15 protein-coding genes and 1 pseudogene are annotated in these 17,509 nt (G+C 74.1%); 6 read left to right on the top strand and 10 right to left on the bottom strand.

Features of this window, described 5'->3' with window-relative positions; all coding sequences use genetic code 11:
• Window positions 1-10 precede the first annotated feature (10 nt).
• From ACIQU3_RS24975 to ACIQU3_RS24965, 3 genes and pseudogenes are all read left to right on the top strand, one after another.
• Window positions 11-1,457: pseudogene (locus ACIQU3_RS24975) on the top strand (PLP-dependent aminotransferase family protein).
• Between the two features lie 127 nt (window positions 1,458-1,584).
• Window positions 1,585-3,153 carry an alkaline phosphatase D family protein gene (locus ACIQU3_RS24970; RefSeq protein WP_403927809.1) on the top strand — a complete coding sequence of 523 codons (1,569 nt, stop codon included), beginning with the start codon at window positions 1,585-1,587 and terminating at the stop codon, window positions 3,151-3,153.
• Between the two features lie 109 nt (window positions 3,154-3,262).
• Window positions 3,263-4,519: a GNAT family N-acetyltransferase gene (locus ACIQU3_RS24965; protein WP_403927807.1), complete on the top strand. Its 1,257-nt coding sequence runs from the start codon at window positions 3,263-3,265 to the stop codon at window positions 4,517-4,519.
• Between the two features lie 9 nt (window positions 4,520-4,528).
• Here ACIQU3_RS24965 and ACIQU3_RS24960 read toward each other — a convergent pair whose 3' ends face one another.
• Window positions 4,529-5,749, bottom strand: coding sequence for a trans-sulfuration enzyme family protein (locus ACIQU3_RS24960; protein WP_403738646.1), 1,221 nt, complete (start codon window positions 5,747-5,749; stop codon window positions 4,529-4,531).
• Window positions 5,750-5,816: 67 nt separating this feature from the next.
• On the opposite strand from ACIQU3_RS24960, the gene ACIQU3_RS24955 reads away from it, so the two are divergent.
• Both ACIQU3_RS24955 and ACIQU3_RS24950 read left to right on the top strand, forming a co-directional pair.
• Window positions 5,817-6,308, top strand: a complete 492-nt coding sequence (locus tag ACIQU3_RS24955) for an Lrp/AsnC family transcriptional regulator (protein ID WP_403738066.1) — start codon at window positions 5,817-5,819, stop codon at window positions 6,306-6,308.
• A 31-nt stretch (window positions 6,309-6,339) separates the two neighbouring features.
• Entirely contained in the window at window positions 6,340-8,031 is a 1,692-nt protein-coding gene (locus tag ACIQU3_RS24950) for a DUF885 domain-containing protein (protein ID WP_403927805.1), read from the top strand.
• Here ACIQU3_RS24950 and ACIQU3_RS24945 read toward each other — a convergent pair whose 3' ends face one another.
• The 3 genes from ACIQU3_RS24945 to ACIQU3_RS24935 form a co-directional block, all read right to left on the bottom strand.
• A complete protein-coding gene (locus ACIQU3_RS24945; RefSeq protein ID WP_403738060.1) occupies window positions 8,032-8,865 on the bottom strand; it encodes an SDR family oxidoreductase in 834 nt (277 codons plus the stop codon). It abuts the gene before it with no gap.
• 69 nt (window positions 8,866-8,934) lie between these two features.
• A complete protein-coding gene (locus ACIQU3_RS24940; protein ID WP_403738058.1) occupies window positions 8,935-9,453 on the bottom strand; it encodes an immunity 21 family protein in 519 nt (172 codons plus the stop codon).
• A gap of 45 nt (window positions 9,454-9,498) precedes the next feature.
• Window positions 9,499-9,972, bottom strand: coding sequence for a rhodanese-like domain-containing protein (locus tag ACIQU3_RS24935; protein ID WP_403738054.1), 474 nt, complete (start codon window positions 9,970-9,972; stop codon window positions 9,499-9,501).
• 94 nt (window positions 9,973-10,066) lie between these two features.
• Between ACIQU3_RS24935 and ACIQU3_RS24930 the strand changes: the two genes are divergently transcribed.
• Window positions 10,067-10,513, top strand: a complete 447-nt coding sequence (locus ACIQU3_RS24930) for an Lrp/AsnC family transcriptional regulator (protein ID WP_403738052.1) — start codon at window positions 10,067-10,069, stop codon at window positions 10,511-10,513.
• A 2-nt stretch (window positions 10,514-10,515) separates the two neighbouring features.
• Here ACIQU3_RS24930 and ACIQU3_RS24925 read toward each other — a convergent pair whose 3' ends face one another.
• From ACIQU3_RS24925 to ACIQU3_RS24900, 6 genes are all read right to left on the bottom strand, one after another.
• On the bottom strand, window positions 10,516-13,512 hold the full coding sequence (locus tag ACIQU3_RS24925; protein WP_403927802.1) for an AAA family ATPase: 2,997 nt from the start codon (window positions 13,510-13,512) through the stop codon (window positions 10,516-10,518).
• A complete protein-coding gene (locus tag ACIQU3_RS24920) occupies window positions 13,509-14,672 on the bottom strand; it encodes an exonuclease SbcCD subunit D (RefSeq protein WP_403738046.1) in 1,164 nt (387 codons plus the stop codon). Before ACIQU3_RS24920 ends, ACIQU3_RS24925 begins: the two co-directional genes overlap by 4 nt.
• A gap of 421 nt (window positions 14,673-15,093) precedes the next feature.
• Complete coding sequence (locus ACIQU3_RS24915) at window positions 15,094-15,720, bottom strand: YigZ family protein (protein ID WP_403738041.1); 627 nt, start codon at window positions 15,718-15,720, stop codon at window positions 15,094-15,096.
• Between the two features lie 69 nt (window positions 15,721-15,789).
• Window positions 15,790-16,074 carry a hypothetical protein gene (locus tag ACIQU3_RS24910; protein WP_403738036.1) on the bottom strand — a complete coding sequence of 95 codons (285 nt, stop codon included), beginning with the start codon at window positions 16,072-16,074 and terminating at the stop codon, window positions 15,790-15,792.
• A 131-nt stretch (window positions 16,075-16,205) separates the two neighbouring features.
• On the bottom strand, window positions 16,206-16,748 hold the full coding sequence (locus ACIQU3_RS24905; RefSeq protein WP_403738033.1) for a SixA phosphatase family protein: 543 nt from the start codon (window positions 16,746-16,748) through the stop codon (window positions 16,206-16,208).
• The gene (locus tag ACIQU3_RS24900) at window positions 16,745-17,461 is read right to left on the bottom strand and encodes a hypothetical protein (RefSeq protein WP_403738030.1); all 717 of its coding nucleotides are present in this window, start codon (window positions 17,459-17,461) and stop codon (window positions 16,745-16,747) included. Before ACIQU3_RS24900 ends, ACIQU3_RS24905 begins: the two co-directional genes overlap by 4 nt.
• Window positions 17,462-17,509 lie beyond the last annotated feature (48 nt).

Genomic DNA, 17,509 nt, shown 5'->3' with positions numbered 1-17,509 from the left:
GTCTCCCCTCATGAGGCCACCACAGAGCGACCCGCGCGACGGCTCCGCGTCCGCCGCCTGGGAACTGCTGCTCCCCGCCGCGTCGGCACCGGCGCGCACGCGTGGCCGTTCCCTCCAGGCGGCGCTGCGCGAGGCCGTCCGCTCGGGCCGCCTCGCACCGGGCACCCGGCTGCCGTCGAGCCGTGACCTCGCGGCGGACCTGGGGGTGTCCCGCGGGCTGGTCACCGAGGCGTACGAGCAGCTGACGGCCGAGGGGTACCTGCGCAGCGGCCGGGGAGCCGGAACGTGGGTGGGCGCGGCCGTACGGGCCGTCCGGCCGCGGGCGCACGATCTCGCTCCGCGCGCCTCCGGCACCCGCACGGACTTCGTGCCCGGGACGCCGGACCTGGCGCTGTTCCCGCGCGCGGCGTGGGCCGCCGCAGCGCGCCGTGCTCGCGGAACTGCCGCATCAGGATTTGGGGTACCCCGATCCGCGCGGGCTGCCGAGGCTGCGCACCGCACTGGCCGAACTGCTCGCCCGGCGGCGCGGCGTGGTGGCCGACCCCGAGCGGATCGTGATCGTCTCGGGCGTGGCCCAGGCGACGGCCCTGCTCGGTTTCGCGCTGCACGCGCGCGGGTTGCGGGCCGTGGGCGTGGAGGACCCGGGCAGCCCCCAGCACGACGCGCTGTACGAGTCGGCCGGGGTCACCGCCGTACCCCTGCCGCTGGACGGCGAGGGTGTCGCCCTGGAGCCGCTGCGGGCGTCCGGCGTACGGGCCGTGGTGACGACGCCGGCCCACCAGTTCCCCACCGGCATCGCCTGTTCGGCCGAGCGCCGGGCCGCACTGCTGGACTGGGCTCGCGCCGCGGACGGAATCGTCCTGGAGGACGACTACGACGGCGACTTCCGTTACGACCGCGCGCCCGTCGGCGCGCTCCAGGGCCTCGACCCGGACCGCGTGGCCTACACCGGCTCGGTCAGCAAGTCCCTCGCGCCGGGCCTGCGGCTGGGCTGGCTGCTGGTGCCCGAGGCCTGGACGGAGGAGGTCGTCGAACGCAAACGCACGATGGATCTCGGCCATCCGGCCCTCGACCAGGCGCTGTTCGCCCGCTTCCTGGAGCGCGGCGACTACGACCGTCAGCTGCGCCGCTGCCAGCGCGCCTACCGTGACCGGCGCGACGCGCTGGTCACCGCCCTGGACGCGCACTTCCCGGGGGCGGAGGTGTCCGGGATCGCCGCCGGTCTGCACGTGATCGCCACTCTGCCGCGGCGGTACGGGCCCGAGGAGCGGTTCCTCGCACGCATGGCGGAGGCGGGGGTGGCGGTGCGTGCGCTGTCGGCCTACACCCACACGCCGGCCGGGCCCGCGGCCGCCGGGCCGGCCGGGGAGGTCCGGCTGGTGCTGGGCTACGCCCATGTGCCGCCCGCGCGGATCGCCGAGGGCGTTCGCCTGATGGCGCGGGCCGCGACCGGGTGAGCCGACCGGTTCGCGCGTTCCCTCACCCTGCGGTCAGTTGTTCACTTGGGGTTCGTGTGTGCGCCGCGACGTGCCAGTAGGTGTGGCTCTGCACACTTGGCCGGATCCCGTCCCTGGAGGCGTATCCATGTCCCAGTCCCACCGTCCGTCGCCCGGGCGCCGTGGCGTCCTGCGCGGCTCCCTCGCCGCGTCGGCCGCCCTGACCCTGCCCACCGCCCTCGGCGCGGCGCCCGCGTTCGCACGTTCCGGGCGCCCGACGGCGCGCTGGGGTGTGCAGGCCGGTGACGTGACCTGCGACTCCGGGCTGGTGTGGGTGCGCTCCGACCGCCCGGCCCGGATGATCGTGGAGACGTCGGCGACCGAGTCGTTCCGCGACCCGCACCGATGGCACGGCCCGCTGCTGGGTCCGGGCACCGACTTCACCGGTACGACCCGGCTGCGCGGCCTGCCGTCCGGCGAGCAGATCCACTACCGCGTGCTGCTCGCCGACCCGGACGACCCGCGCCGCGCCGGCGAGCCGGTCACCGGCACGTTCCGCACGGCATCCGCCAAGCGCCGCGACGGTGTGCGGTTCGTCTGGTCCGGCGACCTCGCGGGGCAGGGCTGGGGCATCAACCCGGAGCGCGGCGGCTACCGCATCTACGACGCGATGGGCGCCCTGGACCCGGACTTCTTCCTCTGCAGCGGCGACAACATCTACGCCGACGGCCCGATCACCGGGACCGTGGCCCTGCCCGACGGGCGGACCTGGCGCAACGTCACGACCGAGGAGAAGGCGAAGGTCGCCGAGACGCTGACGGAGTTCCGCGGCAACTTCCGCTACAACCTGCTGGACGAGAACCTGCGCGCCTTCAACGCCCGGGTCCCGTCCGTCGTCCAGTGGGACGACCACGAGGTCGTCAACAACTGGTACCCGGGCGAGATCCTCACCGACACCCGCTACACCGAGAAGCGCGTGGACGTGCTCGCAGCCCGTGCCCGCCGGGCGTTCTCCGAGTACTTCCCGATCTCGACACTGCGCCGCCCCGACGGCCGGGTCCACCGCGTGCAGCACCACGGCCCGCTGCTGGACGTGTTCGTCCTGGACATGCGCACCTACCGCAACGCGAACTCGCCCGACGACCAGAGCACCGACCCGCAGGGCATCCTCGGCCGTGAGCAACTGGACTGGCTCAAGCGCGAGCTGTCCCGGTCGCGGGCGGTGTGGAAGGTGATCGCCTCCGACATGCCGCTCGGACTGGTCGTCCCGGACGCGCCGAACATCGAGGCCGTCGCGCAGGGCAACCCCGGCGAGCCACTCGGCCGCGAGCTGCAGATCGCCGAACTGCTGCGGTTCGTCAAGCACCGCCGGATCACGGGCACGGTGTGGCTCACGGCCGACGTCCACCACACCTCGGCACAGCACTACCACCCGTCCAAGGCCGCTTTCACCGACTTCGAGCCGTTCTGGGAGTTCGTCTCGGGCCCGCTCAACGCCGGCGCCTTCCCCGCGAACGCGCTCGACGGCACCTTCGGCCCGGACCGCGTGTTCGTGAAGGCCCCGGCCATGGCCAACGTCTCCCCCGCCGACGGCTACCAGTTCTTCGGCGAGGTCGACATCGACGGCCACAGCGGCGAACTGACGGTACGTCTGCGGGAGCAGGACGGCACCGTACTGTTCACGAAGACGCTCCAGCCGGGCCTGGTCGGCCAGTAGGCACGCAGCGCAACGTTTGAAGCGTCGACAAAGAGGGCACAATGCCTCCTTTACCCGCCGGTCACAATGCGTTCGCGATCACGCAACACCGCTCCGTCACAGTGGGTGCATGACGCGAGAAGTGACCCATGTGACGCACACCGACGACAACTGCCGCCCCGCCACCTCGTGGCAGCGGATCACGGCGGCGTTCCACGTCTGGCGGACACGACGCCAGGAACACGAACCGCCGACGAGTGATACCGGGTCCCCGGCGCCGGAAACGGTGCCGGGGGCGCACACCCTGTGGCGGATGCGGGCCACGGTCCAGGAGGAACCGGGGGCACTGGCGGCGCTGTGCGGCGCTTTGGCCGGGCAGCGCGTCGACATCGTGAGCCTCCAGACGCACCCGCTCGCCGAGGGCACGGTGGACGAATTCCTGCTGCGGGGCCCGGCGGATCTGCCGGCGTCCGCGCTCACCACCGCCGTCGAGTCGGCCGGCGGCGCCGACACCTGGATCGAGCGGGCCGACGCCCACGACCTGGTGGACGCGCCGACCCGGGTCCTGGGACTCGCCGCCCGCACCGCACTCGACTCGGCGGAACTCCCCCTGGCGCTGAGGCAGTTGCTGGGCCGCTGCACGATCCGGTCCCGGCCCGCTCCGGCCGGTGCCGACCGGGCAACCGAGTCCCTCGCCGTGGAAGGGGCCCTCGACGACACGGTGATGCGGCTGCGCGCTCCGGAGGGCGGCATGATCATCGTGGAGCGGCCGTATCTGCCGTTCACGCCGACCGAGTTCGCCCGGGCGAGGGCCCTGGTCGAACTGGACGCCCGGCTCGGGCCCCGGCTGCCGCACGGGCGGGACGTGTTCACGCTCCCCGAGGGCAGCGACATCACCGTCCGGCGGGCCGACACCCGCGACCTCGAAGCGGCCAGGGCGATGCACGAGCGGTGCTCGCCGCGCACGCTGAAGCAGCGCTATCACGGGCCCGTCGGTGACGCCGACCGGTACCTCAACCACCTGCTCAGCCCGCGCTACGGCCGCACGCTCGCGGTGCAGACCGCCTCCGGGCGGATCGTCGGGCTCGGTCATCTCCTGTGGGACGGGGACGAGACGGAGGTGGCGCTGCTCGTCGAGGACCCCTGGCAGCGGCGGGGCGTCGGGGCGGAGTTGCTGTCGCGGCTCGTGGCCATGGCCGTCGAGGCGAGGTGCTCCAGCGTGTACGCCGTGACGCAGGCGTCCAACCCCGGCATGGTCGCCGCGATGCGGGGGCTGGGGCTGCCTCTGGACTACCAGGTCGAGGAGGGGACGCTGGTGATCACTGCGCGGCTGGGTGAGGCGGTCGTGACGAGCGCGGAGGAGCTGGGGAGCGCCTCCGCGCAGTAGGGCTGAGCGTCAGTGGACGGCTGCGGGTGCGTTGCGGTGGCCCGCGCAGTTCCCCGCGCCCCTTTCGGGGCGTTGTCCCAGCGCTGCGTCGAGATCCGACCAGAGATCCTCCACGTCCTCCAGGCCCACTGACATCCTGAGCAACCGGTCGCTGACGCCCGCTCCCTTGCGGTCGTCCTCGTCGACGATGCGGTGGCTGATGGAGGCAGGGTGCTGGATGAGGGTGTCCACGCTGCCGAGGCTCACCGCCGGGGTGATCAGGCGGACCGCGGCGATCACCTCGTGCGGGTCGCCGTGCACCTCGAAGGCGACCATGGCGCCGCCGATGCGCGGGTAGTGCACCCGGGCGATCCGCGGATCGGCGGCGAGGCGCCCGGCCAGTTCGGCCGCCGTGGCGGAGGCCGCACGGACCCGGACGGGGAGGGTGGACAGGCCGCGCAGCAGCAAGTAGCCGGCCAGGGGGTGCAGGACACCGCCGGTGGCGAAGCGCACCTGGCGCAGCCGGCCCGCGAACTCCTCGTCGCAGGCGACCACACCGGCGAGGACGTCGCCGTGGCCCCCGAGGTACTTGGTGGCGCTGTGCAGGACCAGCCGGGCACCGTGCTCGGCGGGACGCTGGAGGACCGGGGTGGCGAAGGTGTTGTCCACCAGCAGCGGCACCGAACCGCAGGCGTGTGCGACGGCCCGCAGGTCGACCTCGGCGAGGGTCGGGTTGGCCGGGGACTCGACGAGGACGAGGCCGGTGTCCGGGCGCAGGGCACCGGCGACGCCGGCCGGATCGGTCCAGGTCACCTCCGAACCCAGCAGCCCGGCGGTCAGCAGGTGGTCACTGCAGCCGTAGAGGGGGCGTACGGCGACGACGTGCCGCAGGCCCATGGAGCCGCGCACGAGCAGGACGGCGCTGAGCGCGGCCATGCCGCTGGCGAAGGCCACCGCCGCCTCGGTGCCCTCCAGACGGGCCAGGGCCGTCTCGAAACGGGCCACGGTCGGGTTGCCGAGCCGCCCGTAGACGGGCGGGCCGTCCGGCTCGGCGCCGGTGGTGGCGAACGCGTCGATCCGGGCCGCCTCGCCGCGGCTGTCGTACGACGGGTAGGTGGTGGACAGGTCGATCGGCGGGGCATGCAGACCCTGCCGGGCCAGGTCGTCCCGCCCGGCGTGCACGGCCTCGGTGGCGAGGGCTCGCGGTGCGGTGCGCATGTCGTCGTGGGCGCGCGTGCTCGTTGTGTCCATGTCCATGGTGGGCAAGGGTGAACATCGACCGGGCCGCCGGGCGCACATACCGTGTTACGTTCGGCCAATGGCTGAATCTGTCGTACTGGATCCGGTGGATCTCCATCTGTTGCGGCTGTTGCAGAACGACGCCCGGGCGACCTACCGGGATCTCGCCACCCAGGTCGGGGTGGCACCCTCCACCTGTCTGGACCGGGTGACGCGGCTGCGCCGCTCGGGCGTGATCCTCGGGCACCGGCTGGAGCTGGACCCCGCGAAGCTGGGACGGGGGCTGGAAGCCCTGCTGTCGGTGCAGGTCAGGCCGCATCGGCGGGAGCTGGTGGGGCCGTTCGTGGAGCGGATCCGGGCCCTGCCGGAGTCGCGGACGGTGTTCCACCTGACCGGTCCCGACGACTATCTGGTGCATGTCGCGGTCGCCGACATGGCCGATCTGCAGCGGCTGGTGCTGGACGAGTTCACGTCGCAGCGGGAGGTGGCCCGGGTGGAGACGCGGCTGATCTTCCAGCAGTGGGAGTGCGGCCCGCTGCTGCCGCCTTCGCCCTCGGCTCAATCCGCGTGACGCGCGGGGTCCGCCGTACGAGGATGGCCGCATGTCTGAGATCAAGAGCCCGCTGCCCCGTGAGGTCGCCGACGCGTACGTCGACGAGCTCGTCGCCCTCGACCCGATCACCGGTACGTACCTCGGTGACACGGAGAGTTCGAGCAGGCTGCCCGACACCTCGCCCGCGGGCCAGGAGGCGCTCGCCGAGCTGGCGCGCCGGACGCTGGCCCGGCTGGACGAGGCCGAGCGGCTGCCCGGCGCGGACAGCGACATCGAGCGCCGGTGCGCGCGACTGCTGCGCGAGCGGCTCGGTGCCGAACTCGCGGTGCACGAGGCCGATGAGGGCCTGCGGTCCGTCAGCAACCTGAGTTCCATCGCGCACGCGGTGCGGCAGGTGTTCACCGTGACGCCGGCGCAGACGGAGCAGGACTGGACGGCGATCGCCGAGCGGCTGCGCCCGGTTCCGGCGGCGCTGGAGGGCTACCGGGAGTCCCTGGCGCTCGGCCTGGAGCGCAAGTTGTACGGCGGGCCCCGTGCCACGGCCACCTTCGTGCAGCAGCTGGGCGAGTGGGCCGACGCGGACGGCGAGGGCCACGGCTGGTTCGAGCAGTACGCGGCCGCCGGCCCCGAGTCCCTGCGGTCCGAGCTGGACACCGCCGCCCGTTCGGCCACCGAGGCCGTGGTCCGGCTGCGCGACTGGATGCGGGACGTGTACGCGCCGACAATCGAGGGCGCGCCGGACGTGGTGGGCCGGGAGCGGTACGCGCGCTGGGTGCGCTACTTCAACGGCACGGACCTCGACCTGGACGAGGCGTACGCCTACGGCTGGTCCGAGTACCACCGCCTCCTCGGCGAGATGAAGACCGAGGCCGAGAAGATCCTGCCGGGCGCCGGCACGCCGTGGGAGGCGCTAGCCCACCTCGATGCGCAGGGCACACACATCGAGGGCGTCGACGAGGTCCGCGACTGGCTGCAGAGCCTCATGGACGAGGCGATGGACGCGCTCGACGGCACCCACTTCGACCTGGCCGAGCGGGTGCGCAGGGTGGAGTCGCGCATCGCCCCTCCGGGCAGTGCCGCGGCCCCCTACTACACACCCCCCTCGGACGACTTCTCGCGCCCGGGCTGCACCTGGCTGCCCACCATGGGCGAGACGCGCTTCCCGGTCTACGACCTGGTGTCGACCTGGTACCACGAGGGCGTGCCCGGCCACCACCTCCAGCTGGCCCAGTGGAAGCACGTGGCGCAGAACCTCTCCCGCTACCAGGCGAGCGTCGGCATGGTGAGCGCCAACGCCGAGGGCTGGGCGCTGTACGCGGAGCGCCTGATGGACGAACTGGGCTTCCTGACCGACCCGGAGCGCCGGCTCGGGTACCTGGACGCCCAGATGATGCGGGCCGTGCGCGTGATCATCGACATCGGCATGCACCTGGAGCTGACGATCCCGGACGACTCGCCCTTCCACCCCGGCGAGCGCTGGACGGCCGAGCTGGCGCAGGAGTTCTTCGGCTCGCACAGCAGCCGGCCGGCCGACTTCGTGGAGAGCGAGCTGACCCGCTACCTGTCCATGCCGGGCCAGGCCATCGGCTACAAGCTCGGCGAGCGGGCGTGGCTGCTGGGCCGCGAGAACGCCCGTGCCCGCCACGGCGACGCCTTCGACCCGAAGGCCTGGCACATGGCGGCGCTGTCGCAGGGCTCGCTCGGTCTGGACGACCTGGTGGACGAGTTGTCGGCCCTGTGATCAGCGGCGGAATCCGCCCTCGGAGTTGATGACCTCGCCGGTGATCCAGCCCGCCTCGTCGGTCGCGAGCCAGGCGATGAGGCGGGCCGGGTCGTCGGGCATGCCCCACCGGCCCGTGGGGAACCGGGCGGCTACGGCGTCGTAGACCTCGCCGGTCAGGTAATCCGTGTCCACGGGGCCCGGGTTGACGGTGTTGACCGTGATGCCCCGCTCGGCGAGCGTCGTCGACAGGGAGCGGGTGATCGAGGCGAGGGCGCCCTTCTGGAGGGCGTAGGCGATCTCGCCCGGCATGCCGTCCGCGATGTCCTGCCCCGAGGTCATCATCATCACGCGGCCTCCGGGGCCGGGCGGTCTCGACCGGGCGTGTGCCTGGACGAGCAGCAGGACCGCGCGGGTGTCGACCGACCAGTGCCGGTCGAGCATCGCCGCGTCGATCTCGTCCAGCGGGCCGTCGAACCCACTCTGCGCGTGGTTGGCGACGAGGATGTCGAGCCGGCCGCCGAGCGCGTCGGCGGCCCTGCCGACGAGTTCCGCGGGTACGGCCGGGTCGGCCAGGTCGCCGGGGCCCGCGACGATCCGGGCCCCGGGGTCGCCGGCCGCGTCGCGGACGGAGGCGAGGACGTCCTCGGGGCGGTCCGCGCCCCAGGGCTGTTCGGCGTCGTGCGGGACGTGGTGGTGCAGATAAACGCTCGCGCCGTACGCGGCAAGGCGGCGGGCCACGGCGTGCCCGATGCCGCCGCGGCGGCTGGCGCCGGTGACGAGCGCGGTGCGGCCGCGCAGCGGCATCGGGTCGCGGCGCAGTTCCTCGGGGGCGGGGTGGGGTAGGCGGGGCACGGGGTCATCGTGATCGGAGACGGCCCGTCCGCGCACGCGGTTTTTCCCCGGCCGGCCGTGGGTGCCGCACTACCTCGGGGTCAGCAACCGGAGCCGGACCAGGCCGAGCCAGGTCTCCGGGCCCGGCTGAGCCGTTGCCGCGCGGACCGCGTACCTGCCCGGCTCCAGCAGGACTCGTACCTGGTCGGACCCCGAGGGGTCGGTGCCGGGCCACGCGGCGTCGAAGAGCAGGACCGCGCCCGGGACGTCCCAGTACACCTCCGGCTCCCAGTGCGCGGCGTCGACGGCCGACTCGACGCTCGCCAGCAGTTCCTCCTCGGAGTCGCCGGCCCGCCACCGCACGAACAGGCCGTGGCCGGGCAGGTAGGCGGTCGCGGCGGGTTCGTCTCCCAGGACCAGCGCGGTGGAGTCGCCGACCGGGAGCAGGCCGAGGTGGCCGTCCACCTCGCAGGCCCGGTCGTAGTCCGAGGCCGTCTCCTCGCCGTCGGCGCCCGCCCAGAACGGCAGGACGGTCTCCGGCACCGCTATCAGCGGCCCGCCACCCGACTCCACCCACTGCACCGCGCCCGGCTCCGCGTATCGCACCATGGCGCAAGAACCTACAGGGTCAACTCGCTTCACAGGAGGAGGGGTTCAGCAGCCGCAGTCCTCGCTGCCCACAGGGGCCGTCAGGGGATCCGGCGCCCGGCGCCCGCGCCCCTGCCAGGTCTCGAACTCCAGGCCCTCGCGTACCCAGTACTCGAAGCCGCCGAGCATCTCCTTGACCTGGTAGCCCAGTTCGGCGAGGGCGAGGGCCGCGCGGGCGGCGCCGTTGCAGCCGGGGCCCCAGCAGTACGTCACGACCGGCACCGTCCGGTCGAGGAGCTGTACGGCCTGCTCGGGAACGAGCGCGGCCGGCAGGTGGAGCGCGCCGGGGACGTGGCCCTGGTCCCAGGCCTCGGCGGAGCGTGCGTCGACGAGGACGAAGCCGGGGGCACCACCTGCGTCGAGGGCGGCGGCGACGTCGGACACGTCGGTGTGGAAGGCGAGAGCGGCACGGAAGTGGGCGGCGGCCGCGGCAGGAGCCGCGGGGGCGACGCGCAGCACGGGGTTCACGGTGGTGGTCATACCGGGAAAACTACGGCCGCCCGGTCCGTCCCTGAAGTGACGATCCCCGGCAGTCCGCTTGATCCGCCGGGGATTCCCCTGCTATGCCTCGGGAATGACCGCGTATTCCCCGGACGCCACCGACTGGCGCATCCTCGAGGTCCTCCAGCGGGAGGGCCGGGCCAGTTTCGCCGAGCTGGCCCGCGCCGTGTCCATGTCCGCGAGCGCGGTCACCGAGCGGGTGCGCCGCCTGGAGGAGGCCGGGGTCATCCAAGGCTACGCGGCGGTGGTCGACCCGGAGCGGCTGGGCCTGCCGATCCTGGCGTTCGTGCGCCTGCGCTACCCGAACGGCAACTACAAGCCGTTCCACGACCTCGTCGCGGTGACGCCCGAGATCCTGGAGGCGCACCACGTCACCGGCGACGACTGTTTCGTCATCAAGGTCACGGCCCGCTCGATGCGGCACCTGGAGGAGGTGTCGGGCAAGATCGGGGCGCTCGGTTCGGTGACCACGAGCGTGGTGTACTCCTCGCCCCTCCCCCGGCGCCCCCTGGGCCGCTGACCTCAGCCGGCGCCGCGCTGGCGCAGTGTGGACCCGGAACGGCCCTTGACCACTTCGAGCTGGGCGTGGACCCGGCGCCGCAGATCGGCGACGTGGCTGACGATGCCGACGCTGCGGTCGCGTTCACGCAGCGAGTCGAGGACGTCGAGGACCTCGTCCAGGGTCTGGTCGTCGAGGCTGCCGAAGCCCTCGTCGATGAAGAGGGTGTCCAGCCGTACCCCGCCCGCCTCGTCCGTGACGACGTCCGCGAGGCCGAGCGCCAGGGCGAGCGAGGCGAAGAACGTCTCGCCGCCCGACAGTGTCGCCGTGTCGCGTTCACGGCCGGTCCAGGCGTCCACGACGTGCAGTCCGAGCCCGCTGCGGCCGCGCCCGGTGCGGTCGTCGGAGTGGACGAGGGTGTAGCGGCCGGACGACATCCGGCGCAGCCGTACGGTCGCGGCGGCGGCGACCTGCTCCAGCCGGGCCGCCAGGACGTACGACTCCAGGCGCATCCGGCGTTCGTTGTCCGCCGAGGTCCCGGCGGTGAGGCCGGCCATCCGGGCGACGCGGTCGTACTCCTCCCGCAGCGGCGCCAGCCGGCGTACGGAGGCGGCCGCCCGGGCGGAGAGCCGGTCCAGGTCGGCGCAACGGCGCTGCGCGGCGTCATGGGCGGAGGCGGCGTCGCGCAGCCGCCGGGCCGCCTCGTCGGCGGCCTGCTGCGCCGCGTCCGGGTCGGCCTGCGGTGCGCGGGCCGCCGCGGCGGTGTCGGCCTCCGCGAGCACGGCCCGCACGGCGGCCTCCTCGTGCTGCCAGGCGTCCAGGCGGCGCTGCAGCTCGCGGTGCGCGGCACGGTCGACGAGGGCGGCTGCCGCGGCCTGCGGGGTCTCGAAGCCGGCCCGGAAGGCGGCGTCGGCGAGGCGGGCGTCGGCGTCCTTCAGCCGCTGGGCGGTGTCCTCGGCGGCGCGGGCGGTGTCGGCGGCGTCCGTCAGCAGCGCGGTGCGCCGCTCCAGCTGTGCGGCCCGGGCGGCGACGCTGTCCAGTGAGCCTCGCGCCCGGTCCAGTTCCTCCTCCAGGGAGGCGCGTTCGCGGTCCAGTCGCTCCCGGTGACCGACCCGGGAGGCGCTCCGCACGGCCGTCTCCTGCCGGGCGGTGACGCGTCGTTCGTGCTCCTGCCCGGCATGGCGCAGCCGCTCCCGGGCGGCGTGGAGTTCGGCGGCGGCGTCGCGGGCCCGCGCGTACCGCTCCTCCAGCTCCTCGGCTTCCTCGGCGAGTCGGTCGGTGGGGGTGCCACCGGCCTCCGCGGTGGCGGCGGCCAGTGCCTCCCGTGCGTCCCCGAGCTTCCGCTCGGCGTCGGCGCGCTGTTCGTCGGCCCGCTGGTAGGCGGTGAGGGCCCGCTCCTCGGCCTCGCGGTCGACGTGACCGGCGACCTTGCGGGCGGGGGCGGGGTGTTCGGTGGCTCCGCAGACGGCGCAGGGTTCGCCGTCGGCGAGATGAGCGGCCAGTTCGGCGGCGATGCCGTTCAGGCGCTGCTCCTTGAGTTCGAGCCAGTGCTGCTTGGCCCGCAGCGTCTCGTCCCGCGCGGAGCGGACCCGGTCGACAGCCCGGTCCGCGTCCTGGGCGAGCTGGTCGCGCATGCGGGCCGCCCGGAGCCGCTGCTGCGCGGGCTCGCGCCGCGCGGCGAGCTGCTCGGCGAGGGCGGCGGCCTGCTGAGCGGAGTCGACACCGGCCTGGAGGGCGGTGCGCCGCTCCTCCCAGCCGTCGAGCCAGCCCTGCGCGTCCTGCAGCAGGTCGGTGTCCGCGCGGTCCTGTCGGTCGAGATCGGCGCGCTCGTCGAGGAGTTCGGCGAGCCGCCGCTCGGCGCGGCGGGCCGAGTCCAGCCCGCCCAGTTCCTCGGCGGCCCTGCGGGCGGCGGCGGCGAGCCCGGCCGCGCCCGCGTCGGCGAGGGCGTCCGGCAGCAGGGCACGCGCCCGTGCCTCGGCGGCGGCCGCCCGGCGGTGTTCGGCTTCGGCGGCTTCCCGCAGCTCGAGGGCGGGCGCGACGGTTTCGGCCTTGCGGGCCCGCTCCATGAGCGCCTGGGCCTCCCGGTAGGCCTCGGCTCCCTGTTCCAGGCCCGCCGCCCGTTCCCGGGCGTCCGCGTGGCGCCGCTGGAGCCGGGCCAGTTCGCGGACCTCGTCCAGTACACGGCCGGCGGCGGCCTGCGCCGCCTCGGCGGAGGTGAGCCTGCACGCGGCCACGGTGAGCTGTTCGCGGGCGGTGGTGCGGGCCACGGCGGCGGCGCTCAGCACGGCCTCGGCGAGCCCCGGTTCGCCCGGGGCGAGTTCGGGCAGTGTCATGGCGTCGTCCGCGGCCTGCTGCATGCGGTGGGCGTCGGCCAGCAGCTCAGCGTCCCCGTCGCGTACCCGGGCCTCGGTGGTGCGGCGCCGCTCGGCGAGGCGCTTTTCCACGTCGGCGAAACGGCGGGTGTCGAACAGGCGGCCCAGCAGTTTGCCGCGGGCCTCGGCGTCGGCGCGCAGGAACCGGGCGAAGTCGCCCTGCGGCAGCAGCACGACCTGGCAGAACTGTTCCCGGCTCATGCCGAGCAGCTGGGTGATCTCCTCGCCGATCTCCTGGTGGGAGCGGCTCAGGTCCTTCCAGATCCCGGCCGTCGCGTCGTACTCGCGCAGCCAGGTCTGGGCCTTGTCCAGGGTGGTGCCGGTGCCGCGCTTCTTGGGGCGTTCCCAGGGCGGCTGGCGGGTGACTTCCAGACGGCGCCCTGCGACGGTGAGGTCGAGGGTGACCTCGGTGCGGGTCATGGGTGCGGCGTGGTCGCTGCGCAGCGCCGTGCCCTGGCCGCCGCCCTGCCGGGCGCCCGGCACCGAGCCGTAGAGGGCGTAGCAGACGGCGTCCAGGACGGAGGTCTTGCCCGCGCCGGTGGGTCCGTGCAGCAGGAACAGCCCGGCGGTCGACAGCTCGTCGAAGTCGACGGTCTGTGTGCCTCCGAAGGGGCCGAACGCGGTGACCGCGAGCCGGTGGAGCCTCACCGGGCCACCTCCCGTACGGTCTCGTCGGCCCGTACCGCGTCGAACGCGTCCCGCAGCACGCCCTGTTCGTGCGGGTCGGGCCCGGTGCCGCGCACATGGGCGACGAAGTCCTCGGCGATCTGCTGGTCGCTTCGGCCGGCGAGACGCCGGGCGTACGACACCTCGGACTCGTCCTCGTCGCGCTCGGGGTCGAAGACGAGGCTGAGCGTGTGCGGGAAGCGTTCGGCGAGCCGGGCCATCGGATCGGCCGGGCGCACGGGGTCGGTGAGGGTCGCCTCGACCCACGCCTCCTCGTGCCGTGCCAGGGCGGGGTCGGCGAGCAGGTCCTCCAGCGTGCCGCGGAGCCGGACCAGGGCGCGGGGCACCGGGCAGTCGACGCGCTCGGCGTCGACGGAGCCGTCCGCGGCCAGGTCGACCAGCCACATGCTCTTGCGATGGGCGGCTTCCGAGAAGGAGTAGGGCAGCGGGGAGCCGGAGTAGCGGACGCGACCGGTGAGTGTCTGGCAGCCGTGCAGATGCCCGAGCGCCACGTAGTCGACGCCGTCGAACACCCCGGCCGGCACCGCGGCGACGCCGCCGACGGTGATGTCCCGCTCGCTGTCGCTGGGTTCTCCGCCGGTGACGAAGGCGTGCGCGAGGACGACGGAGCGGGTGCCGGGTGGGCGCGTGGCGAGGTCGGCGCGGACCCGGTCCATCGCTGCGGCGAGCACGGTCTCGTGCCCGGCCTTCTCCACCCCGAACTCGCTCTTGACCAGGGCCGGTTCGAGATAGGGCAGGCCGTAGAAGGCGACGTCGCCGTGGGCGTCGGCGAGCATGACCGGAGTACCGGCCGCCGCGGGTTCCGTCCGGAGGTGGATGCCGGCCCGCCCGATGAGCCCGGCTCCGACGCCCAGCCGGCGGGCCGAGTCGTGGTTCCCGGAGATCATCACCGTCGGCACGCCGAGGCCGGCGAGGCGGTGCAGAGCGTCGTCGAACAGCTCGACCGCGGCGAGCGGTGGCACCGCCCGGTCGTACACGTCCCCCGACACGACCACGGCGTCCACCGCACGCTCGCGCACGGTCGTGACGAGGTGGCCGATGAACTCGGCCTGGGCGCCGAGCATGTTCACCCGGTGGAAGGCCCGGCCGAGATGCCAGTCGGAGGTGTGCAGCAGCCTCAAGACGCCGCTCCGACCTGCATGTCTCCCCCTGCTGTCCGTTCGTCGGCGACACGAACCGGTCCGGCCCGTCGTCGGCCCCACCACGCTAACCCGTGCGGGCACCTGGTCCACCACGAACCCCGGACTGTCACCCCTGTCCGACGGCAATTCAGGGGGTATGTCCGCAACTGGGCTGTGAGACAGGTCATTCCGGGGCGATACCGCCGGAGCGGTCCGCATCACAGGCCCGGGAGCGCGCTAGCGCGCCGAGCCCCGAGAGCGGGCACCCGGGGACGGGAGTGTGCGGGCACAGCGCGATCGAGGGCGGGAGTGTGCGGGCACCCTGGAGCGCTACAAGTTCCGCCTCGATGAGGTCGCGGGCACGCTGTCGGCGCTGGCGGGGTGATCGGGGACTGGGCAACCGGAGGCCGGGGGGCCGTCCTCACGCGTCCCCGTACGCCTCCCCGCCCGTTTCGAGACCGGCCGTCCCGGCGGTCGCGTCGGCGAGCCAGGAGCGGAAGGCGTCGATGTCGGCGTCCGGGAGGGCGATCTCGATCGTCACCGCCTCGCCGTAGTGCACGTCCCTGACTTCGCGCCCGGTGGTGCGCAGGTCGTTCTCCAGCTTGCCGGCCCGCTGGTGGTCGACGGTGACCGTGGCCAGCCGGAACCTGCGCCGGGTGCGGGTGCCGAGGGCGTCCAGGGCTTCGCCGACCGCTCCGCCGTACGCCCGGATGAGCCCGCCGGCGCCGAGCTTGACCCCGCCGAAGTAGCGGGTGACGACGGCGACGACGTACCGCATGTCGCGGCGCAGCAGCATCTGCAGCATGGGGACACCGGCGGTGCCGCCGGGTTCGCCGTCGTCGCTCGCCTTCTGCACGGAGGCGTCGGCGCCGATGACATAGGCCCAGCAGTTGTGCGAGGCGTCGGCGTGCTCCTTGCGGACCGCGGCGATGAAGTCCTGAGCCTCCCGCTCGGTGGCCGCCGGGGCCAGGGCGCACAGGAAACGGGAGCGGCTGACCTCGGTCTCGTGCACGCCGGCGGCGGCCACCGTGCGGTATTCGTCCTGCATCCGGCCAGCCTAGTCCCGTGGCCGGAGGCGTCCCGACGGGGCGCTCGGCCGGGGCTGCGGCGGCCTGTGCTACGAGTGGGCCACGACCTCACCGGCCGTGACCTGGGGCGGGTTGGGCAGCAGTTCGGCGAGCCGGTCCCGGACGAAGTCCCCGGCCCTCCGGGTCGACTCCTCGGCACCGGAGCTGTCCTGGAAGACACCGGTCGACACCATCACCCCGCCACCGGCGTCGACCCAGTAGTAGGCCACGAACCCCGGCACCTGGCGGAGGATCGGCAGGAACTCCTCGTTCACCCTGCGTCCCGCCTCAGCCGGGTCGGTCACCCCTTCGTACCGCCGGATCACTGCGTGCATGGCTGCTCTCCTCCTGGATCGGCAAGGCCGTTCGACGCAGACGCCATTCCCGCCGCGGGCACGGTCGCTGCGCGAGCCGGGCACACATCACCAGAAAGGCCGCATGCAGAAGCCCGGCCCCAGGACCCGGGCTAGTGCTTCGGACCCCGGGGCACCGTCACGGACGTGAGCAGTGCGGTGCCGGGGGCGAGGGTCCGCCAGTTCGTGCCGCGCCAGGACAGCACGGCGATCGCGGAGGTGGGGAATTTCGTGCGGACCTGCTCCAGGGTGTCGTCGAGGCCGTCCCGGGCGAGGGCCAGGACGAGTTCCTCCAGGCCGGGGTTGTGCCCGATCAGCAGCAGCGTCTCCACTTCGGCCGGTGCCTCGTGCACGACGGCCAGCAGACCCGACGGCCCGGCGGCGTACAGCCGCCGGTCGTGCCGGACCGGAGGGGGCGTGCCCCACTGCGCCGCGGCCAGGTCCCAGGTCAGGCGGGCGCGGACCGCGGTGGAGCACAGGGCGAGGTCCGGCAGGAGGTCGGCGTCGGCCAGGGCCCGCCCCGCCGCGGGGGCGTCCCTCCGGCCGCGTGGGGCGAGGGGGCGCTCGTGGTCGGCGACGTCCAGGGGCCAGGCGGACTTGGCGTGCCGCAGCAGGACCAGGCGGCGCAGCGGGCCGGCTCCGGCGCGTTCGATCATGACGGGGATCCCAGGTCGCGGGTGAGGTCGAGGGCCAGGAGGCGGTCGGCGTAGGCGTAGGTCTCGAAGCGGGCGCCGTCCGCGAGGCCCGCTTCGGTCTCGACCTGGCGCAGGACGTCCAGTACCCGGGGCACGTCCAGGTCGTCCTCCCAGGCCTCGCGCAGCCGCTCCCGTACGGCGTCGGGAACCGGCCGCGAGGGCCGGCGCGCCCAGCGGGCCACCGCGGTGCGCCAGCGGGCGAGGGTGGCGCGGGCGTCGTCGAGTCCGGCCGTGTCCAGCCGGAGGGGCGCGCTGTGGTGCCGGGTGAGCAGGGCCAGGCGCAGGACGGCGGGGTCGGAGGGGTCCGGCGGGCCGGGTTCGACGGGCGCGACGGCGATCCGCACCCCGTCGGGTGCCACCCCGCCCTCGGCGGCGACGTGGACCACCTGGGACTCGCCCAGGCCGGCACCGACGTCCGGGCTGTCCTCGAAGGGGCGGATGCCGAGGGTCGTGGCGCCCGCGCGCAGCTCCGCCTGCCGGTTGCCGCCGGTCAGCAGGGCCCACACCGGCGTACCGCCGAGTTCCAGGGTCCGCACGAGCAGGTCTCCGACGAGCAGCACCCGCAGGTTCGTCGTGTCGGAGTCCGACGCGTGCACCTGGACGCGGGTCAGGCCCCGGCGGGCCGGGGCGGCGTCGACCGGCTCACGGGTTCGGGCGTCGATGATGCGCAGCACGAGGCGAGCGTAGGCGGGCGGACGGGCCCGCGCGGGCAGGCCCGGCCT

This window comes from Streptomyces sp. NPDC101110, from assembly GCF_044759525.1.
Classification (GTDB): Bacteria; Actinomycetota; Actinomycetes; order Streptomycetales; family Streptomycetaceae; genus Streptomyces.
The sequence above is the reverse complement of the archived record's forward strand: the minus strand, read 5'-3'. Positions and strand labels throughout refer to the sequence as shown.

What these genes read in the sequence shown, in the direction of transcription:
- ACIQU3_RS24970 (WP_403927809.1), top strand. Translation starts at nt 1,585, where the DNA reads ATGTCCCAGTCCCACCGTCCGTCGCCCGGGCGCCGTGGCGTCCTGCGC.
- ACIQU3_RS24965 (WP_403927807.1), top strand. Translation starts at nt 3,263, where the DNA reads ATGACGCGAGAAGTGACCCATGTGACGCACACCGACGACAACTGCCGC.
- ACIQU3_RS24960 (WP_403738646.1), bottom strand. Translation starts at nt 5,749, where the DNA reads ATGGACACAACGAGCACGCGCGCCCACGACGACATGCGCACCGCACCG.
- ACIQU3_RS24955 (WP_403738066.1), top strand. Translation starts at nt 5,817, where the DNA reads ATGGCTGAATCTGTCGTACTGGATCCGGTGGATCTCCATCTGTTGCGG.
- ACIQU3_RS24950 (WP_403927805.1), top strand. Translation starts at nt 6,340, where the DNA reads ATGTCTGAGATCAAGAGCCCGCTGCCCCGTGAGGTCGCCGACGCGTAC.
- ACIQU3_RS24940 (WP_403738058.1), bottom strand. Translation starts at nt 9,453, where the DNA reads ATGGTGCGATACGCGGAGCCGGGCGCGGTGCAGTGGGTGGAGTCGGGT.
- ACIQU3_RS24935 (WP_403738054.1), bottom strand. Translation starts at nt 9,972, where the DNA reads ATGACCACCACCGTGAACCCCGTGCTGCGCGTCGCCCCCGCGGCTCCT.
- ACIQU3_RS24930 (WP_403738052.1), top strand. Translation starts at nt 10,067, where the DNA reads ATGACCGCGTATTCCCCGGACGCCACCGACTGGCGCATCCTCGAGGTC.
- ACIQU3_RS24915 (WP_403738041.1), bottom strand. Translation starts at nt 15,720, where the DNA reads ATGCAGGACGAATACCGCACGGTGGCCGCCGCCGGCGTGCACGAGACC.
- ACIQU3_RS24910 (WP_403738036.1), bottom strand. Translation starts at nt 16,074, where the DNA reads ATGCACGCAGTGATCCGGCGGTACGAAGGGGTGACCGACCCGGCTGAG.
- ACIQU3_RS24905 (WP_403738033.1), bottom strand. Translation starts at nt 16,748, where the DNA reads ATGATCGAACGCGCCGGAGCCGGCCCGCTGCGCCGCCTGGTCCTGCTG.